This is a genomic window from Marivita sp., assembly GCF_022763305.1.
GTDB lineage: Bacteria > Pseudomonadota > Alphaproteobacteria > Rhodobacterales > Rhodobacteraceae > Marivita.
The window spans coordinates 50,735-66,999 of record NZ_JALEGT010000102.1 but is presented as its reverse complement, the minus strand read 5'-3'; the positions used below and the strand labels follow the sequence as shown (position 1 = coordinate 66,999).

Below are 16,265 nucleotides of genomic sequence, written 5' to 3'. Positions count from 1 at the left end.
TCAGTTTGACCAGTACCACGGCTGGTGTCCGTCAGCGAACGACACGCAACTGTTGCGCTCCGGTCTCGCGACGGGCAAGGCGCAGATCGTAGGGGTCTTCGGGCAAAAGCATTCTGTCGACCACCTGCCGCAACAGCTGCGAACGCCCTTTCATCGAGTAGAAGCCACCCGGAATCTGGCTCGTTTCCAGCAGGAACTGCCGATAGATGTCATAGGCCCCGGTATCCGGCGGCGTCGGATCGGCAAAGAACTCAGGCAGGGGCTGGTGCGACACGAGGCCGGGTTTGTCATAGACGCTCACGCCAAAGCTGCGCACGGGCAAGCCGCGCCAAAGCGCCTGATGCGCAGATGTGGAGTTCACCGTGATGGCCGAACGCGCGGTCTGAAGGAGGTAGGCAAGCTTGCCGCCGCGGACAAAATACACACGGTCCGCCACCCCGTGAGCGCGCGCACTGTCACGGATCGTGCGTTCCAGCGGCGCGCGCCCGTCTTCCAGCGGGTGCGCCTTGAACACCAGTCGGTGATGCCGTGGCGCGCCTTCGGCGAAACCGGCGATCACCATGTCGACGAATTCGGTCTGCGACTGGAAGGACGAAAAGGCACGGAAACTCGCGTCATGTTCAAGCTGCAGCAGTACGACATGGTAGGGGCGGCCGCCGGCGCGAATGCGACGGGTCGTGATCCAGCGCTCGACCATGTGGCGCGGTCGCCGCAAGAGACGCAGGATCTGCAGGCGGAATTCCTCGGCCACGCTTTCATCGCGGTGCGACTGGTAGTTGGGAAAGCTCTGGTTTCGGAACAGCACGTGCCAATGATAGAGCGCTCCGTGGACCATGTGCATTCGCAGATCCCCCCAGCGATCCGGCGGCAGCGCCGGCACGTCTGCCGTTCGGGACAGCGCCTTCTCCATCTCGTCCAGCGTGATCTGCAAGAGCCGCGAATGCCCGTTCGAACCATTGCGTTCATACGTGGCCCAGTAGGGGCGCAGATAGCCTTCTTCGAACACATGGACCGTCAGACCGGCGGCTTTCGCGATGCGGATCGCGTCGAAATGATGGCGCCGGACGTCTCCGTAAAGCACGATGTCCGTGGCCTTGGTTTCGTCGAGCCATGCGGTCAATTGGCTCGGCCAGTCCGGAAGCACGCCCCGAAAAGGCAGAAGGGTGCGCCTGTCGCGCCAGCGCGACCCGTCGCCAGCATTGAATGCCACGCGATAGCAGTCCGCGCCGGTCTCTTTGAGCCGGTTCGCCAATTCACTGAAGAACGGCCCATGCGGCCCCTGCAGAAACAGGAAGACGCGCCGCCGGGCCGTCCTTGGCTTGCCCGTTGTGTTTGTCATGTCGGCGCAGTATCCCTCGGACTTGCCGGAGAATAGCACAACGGACAGCACCAGGAGAATCGAAATCCGCAAGCTCTGGCGCGGGTGACGACAGCGAGGGCAAGATCATGTTTACGGGCATCGTGACCGACATGGGTGACATCCGCAGCCTGGAACGGCGCGGCGATCTGCGCGCCCGGATCGGCACAAGCTACGACACATCCGGCATCGACATCGGAGCCTCGATCGCCTGCAGCGGTGTCTGCCTGACAGTGGTGCAGCTTGGCCCCGATTGGTTCGATGTCGAGATCAGCGCCGAAACGCTGGACAAGACCAATATCGGCCAATGGGCGGTCGGACAGAAGATCAACCTGGAACGCGCGCTCAAGGTGGGGGACGAACTGGGCGGGCATATCGTGTCCGGCCATGTCGACGGTCTGGCCGAGATCATCGAGATGCGCCCTGAGGGGGACAGCGTGCGATACACATTCGACGCGCCGCACAACCTGGCGCGGTTCATCGCGCCCAAAGGGTCGGTGGCGCTGGATGGCACATCCCTGACAGTGAACGAGGTCGAGGATACGCGCTTTGGCGTGAACATCATCCCGCACACGCAGGAGGTCACGACCTGGGGTGCGTCCAAGGTGGGTGACAAGGTCAACCTCGAGATCGACACGCTGGCGCGGTATGTGGCGCGTCTGGCCGAGATGCAGGGCTGACGAACGCGTGGACGCGTTCGGTGTTTCAGTCGACTGAAACACGCCCCTCGGCCATCGCCGCGACAGCCCGGCGCCCCAGAACCCAGGTCACCAGAACACCACCCCCATAGGCGGTGATCAGAAACAGGAACGGCCCCAGCACCGGCGCGCCCTGATAGAGCGCGATCAGCAACGGCGTTCCGCTCAGGTTGCCCAAGTTCCCCATCTGCGCCAGCGCCCCGTTGGCGAGGGCGCGCGATGGCGCATCCGCGTTGATCTGCGGCACCACGGCAAAGCCCGCGCTTTGCACCAGCGCCATGCTGGCGAAAAGCAGGATGACGCTGACCGGGGTAAACCCGATCAGCAGGATCACCACCGCGACACAGGCGCAGAGCGAAAAGCCCATGGCGACAACCGGCTGGGCGGGATGGCGTGACATGACCGTTACTCCAATCGTCAGGGCCACACCGATCGACACCAAGGGCGCGATGGCGGCCAGCCATGTCGCCGCGGTTTCTCCGGCCAGCAGCGGCAGCGCAGTCAGGACCGACACGAAGGTCAGCGTATAGCACAGCCAGGCCAAGGCGGGTGTGGCAATTCCGGGCGTCGCATAGGCCGTCAGGTGACGCTGCAGCACCGACACGCGCGCCGACGGCGCAGGCGGAATCACCGGGCGCGGCAGCACCGCAAGAATGCCGATGCAGGCAACCGCCATCCAGACACCATGCGCGCCAATCAGAAGCGACAACCCGCCTTTGGCGATGACCCCCGGCGCAATCACTGCCGTCAGGGCAAAGGCCACACCGAAGAACGTGCTCCACAAAGTCAATGCAGCCGGGCGATAGCGATCCGGCACCGCTTCGGCGATCAGGGTAGGTGCCGCGACGACAATCAGCAGGTGCGATGCACCCTCCAGCACCCGGCTTGTCATCAGAACCGGCAGGGAAGGCAAGGTCGCCTGCCAAAGCGACACACCGGCTCCAAGCGCTAGTGCCACCACCAGCGCACGCCGCGCACCGATCCGGGACACGACAATCCCGGCGACAAGGCCAAGGATCAGCCCGACAAGGCTGATCAGGGACACCGCAAGCCCGAGGACAGTCTCGTCAGACCCGGCATAGGCCTCTGTCAGGGCAACAAAACTGACAGCAAGCTTGGAAAACTGCCCCGCCGCCCCAAGACCCGCCACATAAAGCGTCAGGGTCAGCAACAAGGGATGGGGGGTGCGCATGACGGGGCCTTTCCTCGATGGGTGCAGCTTCGATCAAGCGGCTGAGGGCTGCAATGCATGATCGGCGTTTTTCTTTGTCCCACTGCGTCATATATCCGAGGACATGACCGCCTTGCCGCTCTCCCTCCAATCCTGGTTCGACACCCGTGGATGGTCGATCCATCCGCATCAGCAGGACATGCTGAACCGCGCGTATGATCCATGTCTGCTGCTCATCGCGCCCACGGGCGGTGGCAAGACACTGGCGGGGTTTCTGCCGACGCTGGTCGAGTTGGCGAATGATCCGCGCGACGGGTTGCACACGCTTTATGTCAGCCCGCTCAAGGCACTGGCCGCCGACATCAAACGCAACCTGCGCACCCCCATCGACGAGGCCGGTTTGCCGATCCGGGTCGAAGACCGCACCGGCGACACCTCGGCCCATATCAAGAAACGCCAACGCGCTGACCCGCCGCATATCTTGCTGACCACGCCCGAGTCTCTGGCGCTGCTGACCAGCTACGAAGACGCGCCGCGCATGTTCAAAGGGGTGCAGCGGGTGGTGGTGGATGAAATCCACGCGCTGGCCGAAAGCAAGCGTGGCGATCAGTTGATGCTTGCACTGGCGCGGTTGCAGGCCATGTGCCCCAACCTGCGCCGCGTCGGCCTGTCGGCCACGGTCGACGACCCTGCCGCCATTGCCCGGCTGCTGGCCCGGCACCCCGACCCCTGCGAGATCGTCGTTGCCGATCCGGGGCCCGAACCCGACATCTCGATGCTGGTCACGGACGAAGCCCCGCCGTGGTCCGGTGGTGGGGCGAAGTACAGCATTCCGGCGGTTCTGGAGCAGGTCAAACAGCACAAGACGACGCTGATCTTCCACAACACCCGTGCTCAGGCCGAGATCTTCTTTCACAATCTGTGGCTCGCCAACGAAGACGCGCTTCCCATCGGCATCCACCACGGGTCACTCGACCGGCAGCAGCGCGAAAAGGTCGAAGCGGCGATGGTGCGGGGCGATCTGCGGGCCATTGTCTGCACGGGAAGCCTCGATCTGGGGATCGACTGGGGCGATGTGGATCTGGTGATCCAGATCGGCGCACCGAAGAATGTCAAACGTCTGGTACAGCGCATCGGCCGCGCCAACCACCGCTACAACGCGCCGTCAAAGGCGCTTCTGGTGCCCGCCAACCGGTTCGAAGTGGTCGAATGCGTGGCCGCTTTGGAGGCGGTCAAAGCGCATGATCTGGACGGCGATTGGCGCGGGCGCGGGCCGCGTGACGTGCTCTGCCAGCATATCCTGATCGCGGCCTGCGCCGGGCCGTTCGATGCCGACACGCTCTATTCCGAGATGACAAGCGCCGGGGCCTATGCCGATCTCAGCCGCGCCGAGTTTGACGCCTGTCTGAATTTCTGTGCCACCGGCGGCTATGCCCTGCGGGCCTATGATCAATGGCAGCGGCTCAAGCAATTGCCCGACGGTCGCTGGCAACTGCGCGATCCCCGGTCCGCTGCGCGCATTCGGCAGAATATCGGCACCATTCAGGACACCGACACGCTCAAGGTCAAATGGCGGGGGCGGGGGGGCGCGCCGCTGGGCGAGATCGAGGAAGGGTTCGCCGCGACCCTGACCAGGGGCGACACCTTTCTGATCGGTGGGCAGATCGTCCGCTATGAAGGGCTGCGGGAACTGACGGTCGAGGTGACGCGCGATCCGGGGCGCAAACCCAAGATCGCCACTTTCATGGGCACCAAATTCGCCACCTCCACCCAGTTGTCGAACCGCATTCTTGACACGTTCCAGCAGGACGACTGGCCCGACCTGCCGCGCCACACGCGCGACTGGCTGCACATGCAGCGCAGGGTCAGCCGTCTGCCCGAACCGGGGCGTCTCCTGATCGAAAGCTTCCCGCATGACGGGCGCGAGCAACTGGTGGCCTATGGCTTTGCCGGGCGCAATGCGATGCAGACACTTGGGCTCCTGCTGACCAAGCGGATGGAGGAAGAAGGGCTGGCGCCCATGGGCTTTGTCGCAACCGATTACGCCGTTCTGATCTGGGGGCTGGACGCTGTGATCGACCCCGCACCGCTGTTCGATCTGGCGGCATTGGAGGCCGGGCTGGACGGCTGGCTGGCCGGAAATGCCGTGATGAAGCGCACCTTCCGCGCATCCGCCACCATCGCCGGCCTGATCGAGCGCAATCTGGGCGGCCTGCGCAAGACCGGACGGCAGGCGACCATGTCGTCAGACATCCTCTATGACACGCTCCTGAAATACGACCCAGACCACCTGTTGATGCAGATCACCCGAGAGGAAGCGATGCGTGGCCTCGTCGATTTCTCCCGCATCCGCGAGATGGCGGAACGGGTGGGGGATCGGATCGACCTGCTGCGGCTGGATCGGGTCACGCCGCTCGCTGCGCCTTTGTTCCTTGAACCCGGCCGCGTGCCGGTGCGGGGTCAGGCGGATGAGCGACTTTTGGAGGAAGAGATCACGCGGCTGATGGAAACCAGCGGTCTGGCGCAGGTCGAGGCGCGACCAAGCAAGCCGAAATGGCGGGTGCCGTATTGAAAACGGTGCGTGCAAGCACGGCACCCTGAATAGGGTGTGTGCTTGCACGCACCGGGGATCAGGTCACATCCCGGTACGAGATTTCCTTCACATCCTTGCCGGTCTTGCCGCGCCGCACGAGCAGCCGGTTGAGCGCATGGATATAGGCCTTAGCCGAGGCGACCACCGTGTCGGTATCCGCGGACTGCCCGGTGGCGATCATGCCGTCCTCTTCCAGCCGCACGCTGACCGTGGCCTGCGCGTCGGTTCCTTCGGTCACGGCATGCACCTGATAGAGCTGCAAGCGCGCCTTGTTCGGATGCAGCATGCGGATCGCCTTGAAGGTCGCATCCACCGGCCCGTCACCTTCGCTCACGGCGGATTTGTCTTCGCCGTTGATCTCCATCTCGAGCGTCGCCTCAGCCGGGCCGCCAGTGCCGCAGACCACCTTGAGGTTCACAAGCTGCAGCGCGTCGTCGCCTTCGGTCGTTGCGGTGACAAGGGCGAGGATGTCGTCGTCGAACACCTCTTTCTTGCGGTCGGCCAGATCCTTGAAGCGCACAAAGATGTCCTTGAGTTGGTTGTCGCCCACCTCGACACCCAATTCCCGAAGCTTGGCGCGCAACGCGGCCCGGCCCGAGTGTTTGCCCAAGGGCAACGATGTGCCTGCGATGCCCACATCTTCGGGGCGCATGATCTCGAACGTCTCGGCGTTCTTGAGCATCCCGTCCTGGTGGATGCCTGACTCGTGCGCAAAGGCGTTCTTGCCGACGATGGCCTTGTTGAACTGCACCGGGAAGCCCGACACGGTCGCCACGCGACGCGAGATATGCATGATCTTCCGGGTGTCGATGCCGGTGTGGTAGGGCATGATGTCGTGCCGCACCTTGAGCGCCATCACCACCTCTTCCAACGCGGTGTTGCCTGCCCGTTCGCCAAGACCGTTGATGGTACATTCGATCTGACGCGCGCCACCCGCGACAGCGGCCAGCGCGTTGGCCGTCGCCATGCCAAGGTCGTTGTGGCAATGGGTGGCAAACACCACCTCATCCGCGCCCGGTACGGTCTCGATCAACCGGCGGATCAGATCGGCGCTTTCCACCGGCGCGGTGTAGCCCACAGTGTCGGGAATGTTGATCGTCGTGGCGCCGGACTTGATCGCGATCTCGACCACACGGCAGAGGTATTCCCACTCGGTGCGCGTTGCGTCCATCGGCGACCACTGCACGTTGTCGCAGAGGTTGCGGGCATGGGTCACGGTCTGTTCGATCCGCTCGGCCATCTCGTCCTGCGTGAGGTTCGGGATCGCGCGGTGCAGCGGCGAGGTGCCGATGAAGGTGTGGATGCGCGGCTGCTTGGCGTGGCGCACAGCCTCCCAGCAGCGGTCTATGTCCGGCAGTTGCGCCCGCGCGAGGCCGCAGATCACCGCATCCTTTGAACGCTGCGCGATCTCGCTCACCGCACGGAAATCGCCTTCGGAGGCGATGGGAAACCCGGCTTCGATGATGTCGACACCCATGTCATCGAGAAGCTCGGCAATCTCGAGCTTTTCGTCATGGGTCATGGTGGCCCCCGGCGATTGCTCACCATCGCGCAAGGTGGTGTCGAAGATGACCACGCGGTTTTTGTCAGTCTGTGTCATTGTCTTGATCTTTCTGTCTTGTCCAAACCCGTCGGCGCGAAACGGTCATCCTCTGAGCGGTCGCGCCGGTTGGGCCGCGCTCAGAGGCGGATTAGGAGAAGACGGGTGGCCAGCGCAAGAGGCGCGCAAGAGCGCGAAAGTGATGCGATATGGGCCAAACGTGTCATGGCGCGGACTATACGCCGCAAATTGTGAAAGAAAACCCGTGGAATGACCGTCGGACAGAAAAAATGCGCGCCAGTGTCCCGGCGCGCATGTCTGTTCTTCATTTCTTAACGGGTGGGTCCGAGATTCTTCGTACGAAGAATCTTGGGCCGCGCCATAAAATCTTAGAGGTCGGGGTAGATCGGGAAACGGGCGCAAAGCTCGGCCACTTCGGCCCGCACCTTGTCCTCGACCGCGCTGTTGCCGTCTTCGCCATTGGCCGCAAGACCATCGACCACTTCGATGATCCAGTCCGCGATCTGGCGGAATTCGGCTTCCATGAACCCGCGCGTCGTGCCCGCGGGTGAACCCAGACGGATGCCCGAGGTGATGGTCGGCTTTTCCGGATCGAACGGCACACCGTTCTTGTTGCAGGTGATATGCGCGCGACCCAGCGCCTTTTCGGTCGCGTTGCCCTTCACGCCCTTGGGGCGCAGGTCGACCAGCACCACATGGGTGTCTGTGCCATGGGTCACGGTGTCCAGGCCGCCCTTGATCAGTTGATCCGACAGCGCCTGCGCGTTGCGGATGACGTTCTGCTGGTAGGTCTTGAACTCGGGGCGCAGGGCCTCGCCAAAGGCCACGGCCTTCGCCGCGATCACATGCATCAGCGGGCCGCCCTGGATGCCCGGGAAGATGGCCGAATTGATCTTCTTGGCCAGCGCCTCGTCATTCGTCAGGATCATCCCGCCGCGCGGACCGCGCAGGGTCTTGTGCGTCGTGGTGGTCGCGACGTGCGCATGCGGGAACGGGCTGGGATGCTCGCCCGCCGCAACGAGACCGGCAAAATGCGCCATGTCCACATGCAGGTACGCGCCTACCGAATCCGCGATCTCGCGCATGCGGGCAAAGTCGATCTGGCGCGGAATGGCGGAGCCACCAGCGATGATCAGCTTCGGCTTGTGTTCGTTGGCCAGTGCCTGAACCTGATCATAGTCCAGCATGTTGTCCTGCTGACGGACACCGTACTGAATCGCGTTGAACCACTTGCCCGACTGGTTCGGCGCCGCACCGTGGGTCAGGTGACCCCCGGCATCGAGGCTCATGCCAAGGATCGTGTCACCCGGCTGCAGAAGGGCGGTGAACACGCCCTGATTGGCCTGCGAACCGGAATTCGGCTGCACGTTGGCAAATTCGCAGTTGAACAGCTTGCACGCGCGTTCGATGGCCAGGTTCTCGGCCACGTCGACGAACTGGCAGCCGCCGTAGTAGCGACGGCCCGGATAGCCTTCGGCATACTTGTTCGTCATCACCGAACCCTGCGCTTCCATCACGGCGCGGCTCACGATGTTCTCGGAAGCGATCAGCTCGATCTCGTCGCGCTGGCGGCCCAATTCATCGGTGATCGACCGGAACAGGTCCGGGTCGCTGTCGGCGAGCGATTTGGTGAAAAAACCGGTGTCGCGGTGCGGAGCGTTCATGGGCAGGGCCTCCTTGAAGCGGGTCAAACTTTGGCGGTTACGTATAGGAGTTGCGTCGAAAGGCAAAGGTTGGAAAGCGACCACACGGCACAAAGCCGCGCCATGTCTGGCGCGCAGCAGGTGTTTGTGCTTGTTTCGGAACCGCAAGACCCCGATAGGAACCCGATCCCATGTCCCTGCGCATCGCCTTCGCCGCCAGCCCCGCGCCGATTGCCCAATCGGCCAAGGCCGGGCTGACCCGCCGCTACGGCGATCACAACGAAGACGGGGCGGATGTGATCGTCGCATTGGGCGGCGACGGGTTCATGCTGACCACCCTGCACCGGACACAGGATCTGGCCGCGCCGGTTTACGGGATGAACAGGGGCACCGTCGGTTTTCTGATGAACGAATATTCCGAACACGGTCTGGAAGAGCGTCTGGAGCAGGCGCAGGAAGAGGTGATCAATCCTCTGTCGATGCTGGCGACGACCCACAAGGGCGAAACCCACCGCGCTTTGGCGATCAATGAGGTGTCGCTTCTGCGCGCCGGGCCACAGGCCGCGCGTCTGCGGATCAGCGTCGACGGCAAGGTGCGCATGTCGGAACTCGTCTGCGACGGCGCACTGGTCGCTACGCCCGCCGGTTCGACCGCCTACAACTATTCCGCCCATGGTCCGATCCTGCCCATCGGGTCGGATGTGCTGGCCCTGACCGCAATGGCGGCCTTCCGGCCCCGGCGCTGGCGCGGTGCCCTGCTGCCGAAAACGGCCGAGGTCACCTTCGACGTGCTCGACCCCGAAAAGCGCCCCGTCATGGCCGAAGCCGATGCCCGCGCCGTGCGCGACGTGGTGCGGGTCGACATCCGGTCCGAGCCGTCGATCGCCCACCGGGTGCTGTTCGATCCGGGCCACGGACTCGAGGAACGGCTGATCCGCGAGCAGTTCGTCTGAGGCGGAAATCGTCCAAAAGCCGCCCATCTTGTGCCATCTCGCCTCGGTACCATGACCACCGGTCAACAGCGGAAGGTAGGTTCACATGTGGCGGATCGTTGCTCTTTTCTGTCTGGGGTTGATCTGCGCACCGCTTCCCGCAGCGGCGCAGGAACGCGATCGCCTTGATCACCGTGGCGAAGTTCTGGGCTGGGAAGGGGTCGGGCGGCTGGACACCTCGATGGGCACCTGCACCGGCACCCTCATCGCCCAAGACATGGTTCTGACGGCGGCGCATTGCGTTGTCGACAGTACCTCGCGCACGGTGCTTCCGGCAGGCGCGATGCGCTTTCATGCCGGTCTCACACATGACTTCACCGCGGCAACCCGTGGCGTGACCCGCATCGTCCTGTCCGACGGGTATCTGGAGTCGTTTGATGCCTCGCTGACCGAAAAGGTGCGCACCGATCTTGCGCTTCTACGCCTCGACAGTCCGATCTTCAGCACCGAGGCCGAACCGTTCCGCATTCACGACCGGGCCATGGAGGCGGGGTCCGTGATCCTCGTATCCTATGGGCGCGGGCGCAACACGTCGCTGCAGCGCGAATCCGGATGTCGGCACAAGCAAACCTATCGCGGTGGGTTGATGACCTTTGACTGCGATGTGACCTTCGGCTCGTCCGGCGCGCCGGTCTTTATCAACGATCAGGGACGGCTGCGGATTGTCTCGGTGGTGTCGATGATGTCCACCGCACCCAATGCCGAGAAAGAGGCCATCGGCATGTCCCTGCCCTCGGCCGTCACTGCGATGATGCGCGACATGCGCAACGATGCGGCCCGGGCGCCGGTCACGGCCGGGGCGCGGCGGGTAACGGTGGGTGAACGCGCCGGCGGGGCACGGTTCGTCAAGGTGGATTGATCACCGAGGCAGGGGAAGCGCGGTGTCGTCCTTGACCTGATCCATCACGATCTGGCTGTGGACCCGCCCGATGGAATCGTGCGGCAGAAGCACGTCCTGCACCAGATGATTGAGCGCCTTCAGATCGGCGCAGTAGACCCGGAAGATGTAGTCCGCCTCTCCGGTGAGCGTCCACGCCGCGACGATCTCGGGGGTCGTGCTGACCAGTCGTTTGATCGACTGATGGGTGCCGTTGCTCTGGGCGCGGGTCTCGACCTGAATGAAGGCCTGCACCGTCAGGCCCAGCCGATCCGGGTTCAGCCGACAGGGCGTTCCGGTGATGTAGCCTTCGGCCTCAAGCCGCTGTCGCCTGCGGCTGATCTGCGAGGCCGACATGCCAAGCTCATCCACCAGATCCTGCGCAGAGACCTGTCCGTCTTTCTGAAGCCGGGCGAGCAGCCTGATGTCCTTGGGGTCGAGCGATGACATGCGCGGAATGTGCATCTTTTCCAAAAAACATGCAAGATACACGCATTATTCCATCTGAACATGCCCAACTATGCCCACAGCGCGCACAGCGCTTGCGGTATCCTCTGTCCCAAACAAGGAGGATGCCATGGGTCCGTTTCCGCACGATGCACCGAAATCGACAATAACCACCGACAACCCCGCCGGGACCGACGGGTTCGAATTTGTCGAATTCGCCCATCCCGATCCGGACGCGCTGCGCGAGCTGTTCACCAAGATGGGCTACACCCATACTGCCACGCACAAGACCAGGCAGATCGAGCTGTGGCAGCAGGGGGACATCACCTACATCCTGAACAATGAATCCGGCAGCCATGCCATGCGCTTTGTCGAGGAACACGGCCCCTGCGCCCCGTCGATGGGCTGGCGCGTTGTGGATGCCAAACACGCCTATGACCGTGCGGTGATGCTCGGGGCCACGCCCTATGACGGCGACGACAAGGCGATGGACGTGCCCGCGATTGTCGGCATCGGTGGGTCGCTCATCTACTTCATCGACAAATACTACGGACAGAACCCGTATAACGACGAATTCAACTGGGTCGGCACCGCGAACCCCGAAGGTGTGGGCTTCCATTACCTCGACCACCTCACGCACAATGTCCACAAGGGCAACATGGACACGTGGTTCACCTTCTATGGCAAGCTCTTCAACTTCAAGGAAATCCGCTTCTTCGACATCGAAGGCAAATACACCGGACTTCTGAGCCGCGCTTTGACGTCGCCCTGTGGGCGCATCCGCATCCCGATCAACGAAGACCGGGGCGAGACCGGGCAGATCGTCGAATACCTCAAGCGCTACAAGGGCGAAGGCATCCAGCACATCGCGGTTGGTGCGCGCGACATCTACGATGCGGTGGACGAGATCGCGGAGCGTGGCCTCAAGTTCATGCCTGCACCGCCTGACGCCTATTACGACCTCAGCAAGACCCGCGTTGTGGGCCATGAAGAGCCGCTCGACCGGATGAAGAAACACGGCATCCTGATCGACGGCGAAGGTGTGGTCGGCGGCGGCGAAACCCGTATCCTGCTGCAGATCTTCTCGAAGACCGTGATCGGTCCGATCTTTTTCGAGTTCATCCAGCGCAAGGGCGATGACGGCTTCGGCGAGGGCAATTTCAAAGCCCTGTTCGAAAGCATCGAAGCCGACCAGATCGAACGCGGCGTGCTCAAGGCAAGCTGATCGAGTCGACCTTCTATCCGTGCGGGCGATCAGCCCGCGCGGAAGGGTTCGGGTGCACCGTACTGATTTGTTTCAGGCTCGCTGGGCTGAACGTAGAAATAAAGCAACACGAAGAATCCGATGACCGGGATCAACCCGATCAGAAGCCACCATCCGGATTTGCCGATGTCATGCATGCGCCGCGCGCCAACGGCGATGTTGGGCAGCAAGAGCCCCAGAGACACCAGTGCGGAAATCGGCTGTCCTGCCTCGGGCCCGGTCCCGAATAGGATGGCATCGACAATCCCGACAACAATCAACGTCAGGAATACAGCGAGGATCCACCACCAGAATTCGGACCGAGAGGCCCGGCCGGTGAACGTGGCGTATTTCGACAGCACCGTGTTCACGGCGGTTTTGATGTTTTCCATATGAATGACTCCCTGAAAATGGCTTCAACCCCATGATTGAGCCACAATGTAGGTCAGTCAACCGTTCGCGATCCCTAGCTTGGGTCGCGCCAGCGGTTCACGATGGGATAGCGCCGGTCCAGCCAGAAGGCGCGTTTCGAAAGGCGCGCGCCGGGGGCGGACTGGAAGCGCTTGTATTCGCTGATGTAAAGCAGGTGTTCGATCTTCTTGGCATCGGCGCGGTCATACCCGGCGGCCACGCAATCGGCGATGGAGCCGTCTTCGTCGACGAGGATCTCCAGGATACCGTCCAGTACCGGATAATCAGGCAGGGAGTCGCTGTCTTTCTGATCCGCGCGCAATTCGGCCGAGGGCGGTTTGGTGATGATCGCCTCGGGGATCACGGCCCCGTCCGGCCCCATCATCCAGTCGCGGTGGTGCGCATTGCGCCAGCGGCAGCAGTCGAACACTCGGGTCTTGTACATGTCCTTGATCGGATTGTAGCCACCCGCCATGTCGCCATAGATCGTGGCATAGCCCACGGCGACCTCGGACTTGTTGCCGGTGGTCAAAAGCATCTCGCCGAACTTGTTCGACAGCGCCATCAGCAGCAGACCCCGGATGCGGGACTGGATGTTCTCTTCGGTCAGATCGGGCTGGGTGCCTTCGAACAGGGGGGCCAGCGTTTCGGTCACGGCGTCACGGGTTTTACCAATTGGTAAAAAATCGTACCGGCAGCCAAGGTTCTCTGCCACCGCCTTGGCGTCGTCCAGCGATCCCTGAGACGTGTATTCCGACGGCAGCATCACGCAGCGCACGTTCTCGGCACCCAAGGCATCGACCGCGATCGTCGCCACGATGGCCGAGTCGATCCCGCCGGACAGACCCAGCAGCACCTTCTTGAACCCGGTCTTGACCATGTAATCCCGCAACGCGGTGACCATGACGCGATAATCCTGCTCCATCGGATCGGGATGGGTTGTGAAATCCCCATCGAGAACGTGCCATCCGTCGTCTTTCCGTTCCAGATCGACATGGCTGATGACCTCGTCGAAGATCGGCAACTGCACCGCAGGCACCCCGCCGCGATTGAGGGCAAACGATCCGCCGTCGAAAACCTGATCGTCCTGACCACCCACCATGTTCAGGTAAATCAGCGGCAAGCCGCTTTCCACGACACGGGCGACCATGTGGTTGAGGCGGGTTTCGAACTTGTTGCGGAAATAGGGCGATCCGTTGGTCACGAGAATGAATTCAGCGCCGCTTTCCTCAAGCGCTTCGACAACGTCGGGATACCACGCGTCCTCGCAGATCGGCATGCCGATGCGCACGCCATTTACGGCGACCGGCCCCTGCATCATGTCGCGCGAGAACAGGCGCACCTCGTCGAAGACGTTGAAATTCGGCAGGAAATACTTGTGGACGGTCGACGCGATCTTGCCACTCTGAAGAACGAAATAGCTGTTGTGCAGCTTGAGGTCTTCGCCCACAGACGGCCCACCAATGGCCAGCGCCGGACCGTCGGCGCAGGCTTCGGCCAGTGCGGCCAGTTCGGCTTGGACATGGGCGACAAAGGCGGGTTTCATGATCAGGTCCTGTGCCTGATACCCGGTGAGGAACATCTCGGGCAGGGCGACCAGATCGGCACCCGCCGCCTTGCCCGCCTCCCACGCGGCGCGGGCCTTTGCGGCATTGCCGGAAAGATCACCCACCGTGGGGTTCAACTGCGCCAGAGTGATGCGAAACCGGTCCGACATGGGGCGGTCCTTCCTTTCCCGATATCGCGGGTGACATAGCAGAACACCGCGCGAGGGAAAGCACCTTGTGGGATAAGACATTGTCTGACCGGGCCCGGTCGCTTAGGTTTCGGGCACAGGGTCATGGCAACGGACATGAGTGGGATACCAGACAAATGAGACCGGGCAGCAAAGTCATTCCGGGTGCGGTTCTTGCACTCGTCCTCGCACAGGGCGCGCTGGCGCAGGACGGAGAGGTTCAGACCAAGCAATACGACGATGGCGGTGTCTATGAAGGCACGTTCCTCAACGGGTTGCAGCACGGCACCGGCACGTACCGTCTGCCGAACGGGTACGAATACACCGGCGATTGGGTCGAGGGCGAAATCCGGGGCAACGGTGTCGCCCGTTTTCCCAACGGGTCGGTCTATGAAGGCCAGTTCGCCAAGGGCAAACCCGAAGGAATCGGCAAGATCGTGTTTGCAGACGGGTCGACCTATGAAGGGTCATGGCTGGACGGCAAAATCACCGGGCAGGGCGTGGCGCTCTATGCCAATGGCGTGCGCTACGAAGGCAGTTTCCGCAATGCGCTGCACCACGGGCGCGGCACGATGCAAAGCCCAGGCGGCTATGTCTACGAGGGCGACTGGATCAACGGCGTCAAGGAAGGCAACGGGACGATCACCTACCCGGACGGGTCGATCTACGAAGGCCGCGTTGCAGATGGCGACAGTGAGGGGCAGGGCAAGCTGACCATGCCGGACGGGCTGGTCTATGTGGGCATGTGGAAAGACGGCCAGATCGACGGGATCGGAACGCTGACGCAGTCCAACGGTGATGTCTACGAAGGTGAGCTTGTTTCGGGACGTCGCGATGGGCAAGGCACTGTGCGTTATGCCAATGGCGATGTCTACGAAGGCGAGTTCAAGGACGACCTGCGCCATGGACAGGGCACGTTCATCGGCACCGATGGCTATCGCTATGAAGGTGCCTGGGTCGCCGGGCAGATCGAGGGTGTCGGCAAGGTCACCTATCCCGACGGGTCGGTCTATGAAGGCCAGTTCCGGGGTGATCTGGCGAATGGCGAGGGCAAGATCACCTATCCCGATGGCTCGACTTATGAAGGGGCTTGGGTCGATGGGGTGATCGACGGCAAGGGCCGTGCGGTCTATGCCAACGGTTTGGTCTACGAGGGCGAGTTCAAGAACGCGCGCAACCACGGTGTTGGCGTGATGACCTATCCCGACGGCTACAAGTACGAGGGCGAGTGGCAGGACGGGCAGCGCCACGGGCAGGGGACCGCGACCTATACGGATGGGACGGTCTATGTTGGCCAGTTCGCAGATGGGCAGCGTCACGGTCAGGGCGAGATCACCATGGCGGACGGGTTCAAATATGTCGGCGAGTGGCAGAACGGCGAGATCAGCGGGCAGGGGACCGCGACCTATGCCAATGGCGATGTCTACGAGGGCGCGTTCCTTGACGGCAAACGTCAGGGCACCGGCACGATGCGTTATGCGTCGGGGGAAACCGCGACGGGCGAGTGGGTCAACGGGGCGCTGACGGACGGGTGAGT

13 protein-coding genes are annotated in these 16,265 nt (G+C 62.7%); 6 read left to right on the top strand and 7 right to left on the bottom strand.

Annotated features, from left to right (window positions below; translation table 11 throughout):
* Positions 1 to 31: 31 nt before the first annotated feature.
* On the bottom strand, positions 32 to 1,339 hold the full coding sequence (locus MRY75_RS18375) for a capsule biosynthesis protein CapA (protein ID WP_292309459.1): 1,308 nt from the start codon (positions 1,337 to 1,339) through the stop codon (positions 32 to 34).
* Positions 1,340 to 1,446: 107 nt separating this feature from the next.
* On the opposite strand from MRY75_RS18375, the gene MRY75_RS18370 reads away from it, so the two are divergent.
* Positions 1,447 to 2,037 (top strand): riboflavin synthase, encoded by a 591-nt coding sequence (locus tag MRY75_RS18370; RefSeq protein WP_292309458.1) that lies wholly within the window; start codon positions 1,447 to 1,449, stop codon positions 2,035 to 2,037.
* 25 nt (positions 2,038 to 2,062) lie between these two features.
* Here the strand turns inward: MRY75_RS18370 and MRY75_RS18365 are convergent, their stop codons facing one another.
* Positions 2,063 to 3,247 carry an MFS transporter gene (locus MRY75_RS18365; protein WP_292309457.1) on the bottom strand — a complete coding sequence of 395 codons (1,185 nt, stop codon included), beginning with the start codon at positions 3,245 to 3,247 and terminating at the stop codon, positions 2,063 to 2,065.
* A 103-nt stretch (positions 3,248 to 3,350) separates the two neighbouring features.
* Between MRY75_RS18365 and MRY75_RS18360 the strand changes: the two genes are divergently transcribed.
* The gene (locus tag MRY75_RS18360) at positions 3,351 to 5,798 is read left to right on the top strand and encodes a ligase-associated DNA damage response DEXH box helicase (RefSeq protein WP_292309456.1); all 2,448 of its coding nucleotides are present in this window, start codon (positions 3,351 to 3,353) and stop codon (positions 5,796 to 5,798) included.
* Between the two features lie 58 nt (positions 5,799 to 5,856).
* On the opposite strand, the gene MRY75_RS18355 is transcribed toward MRY75_RS18360, so the two are convergent.
* Both MRY75_RS18355 and glyA read right to left on the bottom strand, forming a co-directional pair.
* Positions 5,857 to 7,419, bottom strand: a complete 1,563-nt coding sequence (locus MRY75_RS18355; RefSeq protein ID WP_292309455.1) for a 2-isopropylmalate synthase — start codon at positions 7,417 to 7,419, stop codon at positions 5,857 to 5,859.
* A gap of 329 nt (positions 7,420 to 7,748) precedes the next feature.
* Positions 7,749 to 9,044 carry a serine hydroxymethyltransferase gene (glyA, locus tag MRY75_RS18350; RefSeq protein WP_292309454.1) on the bottom strand — a complete coding sequence of 432 codons (1,296 nt, stop codon included), beginning with the start codon at positions 9,042 to 9,044 and terminating at the stop codon, positions 7,749 to 7,751.
* Between the two features lie 170 nt (positions 9,045 to 9,214).
* Here glyA and MRY75_RS18345 point away from each other — a divergent pair, with 170 nt between their 5' ends.
* Both MRY75_RS18345 and MRY75_RS18340 read left to right on the top strand, forming a co-directional pair.
* Positions 9,215 to 9,976 carry an NAD kinase gene (locus tag MRY75_RS18345; protein WP_292309453.1) on the top strand — a complete coding sequence of 254 codons (762 nt, stop codon included), beginning with the start codon at positions 9,215 to 9,217 and terminating at the stop codon, positions 9,974 to 9,976.
* An 85-nt stretch (positions 9,977 to 10,061) separates the two neighbouring features.
* On the top strand, positions 10,062 to 10,874 hold the full coding sequence (locus tag MRY75_RS18340; RefSeq protein ID WP_292309452.1) for a serine protease: 813 nt from the start codon (positions 10,062 to 10,064) through the stop codon (positions 10,872 to 10,874).
* On the opposite strand, the gene MRY75_RS18335 is transcribed toward MRY75_RS18340, so the two are convergent.
* Positions 10,875 to 11,342: an Lrp/AsnC family transcriptional regulator gene (locus MRY75_RS18335; RefSeq protein WP_292309451.1), complete on the bottom strand. Its 468-nt coding sequence runs from the start codon at positions 11,340 to 11,342 to the stop codon at positions 10,875 to 10,877. It lies immediately after the preceding gene.
* Positions 11,343 to 11,469: 127 nt separating this feature from the next.
* Here MRY75_RS18335 and hppD point away from each other — a divergent pair, with 127 nt between their 5' ends.
* A complete protein-coding gene (gene hppD, locus MRY75_RS18330; RefSeq protein WP_292309450.1) occupies positions 11,470 to 12,564 on the top strand; it encodes a 4-hydroxyphenylpyruvate dioxygenase in 1,095 nt (364 codons plus the stop codon).
* A 29-nt stretch (positions 12,565 to 12,593) separates the two neighbouring features.
* Here the strand turns inward: hppD and MRY75_RS18325 are convergent, their stop codons facing one another.
* Together MRY75_RS18325 and MRY75_RS18320 are read right to left on the bottom strand one after the other, a co-directional pair.
* Entirely contained in the window at positions 12,594 to 12,974 is a 381-nt protein-coding gene (locus MRY75_RS18325; protein WP_292309449.1) for a DUF805 domain-containing protein, read from the bottom strand.
* Positions 12,975 to 13,048: 74 nt separating this feature from the next.
* A complete protein-coding gene (locus MRY75_RS18320) occupies positions 13,049 to 14,710 on the bottom strand; it encodes an NAD+ synthase (protein ID WP_292309448.1) in 1,662 nt (553 codons plus the stop codon).
* Between the two features lie 155 nt (positions 14,711 to 14,865).
* Here MRY75_RS18320 and MRY75_RS18315 point away from each other — a divergent pair, with 155 nt between their 5' ends.
* Complete coding sequence (locus MRY75_RS18315) at positions 14,866 to 16,263, top strand: 2-isopropylmalate synthase (protein ID WP_292309447.1); 1,398 nt, start codon at positions 14,866 to 14,868, stop codon at positions 16,261 to 16,263.
* The last annotated feature ends 2 nt before the right edge of the window (positions 16,264 to 16,265 follow it).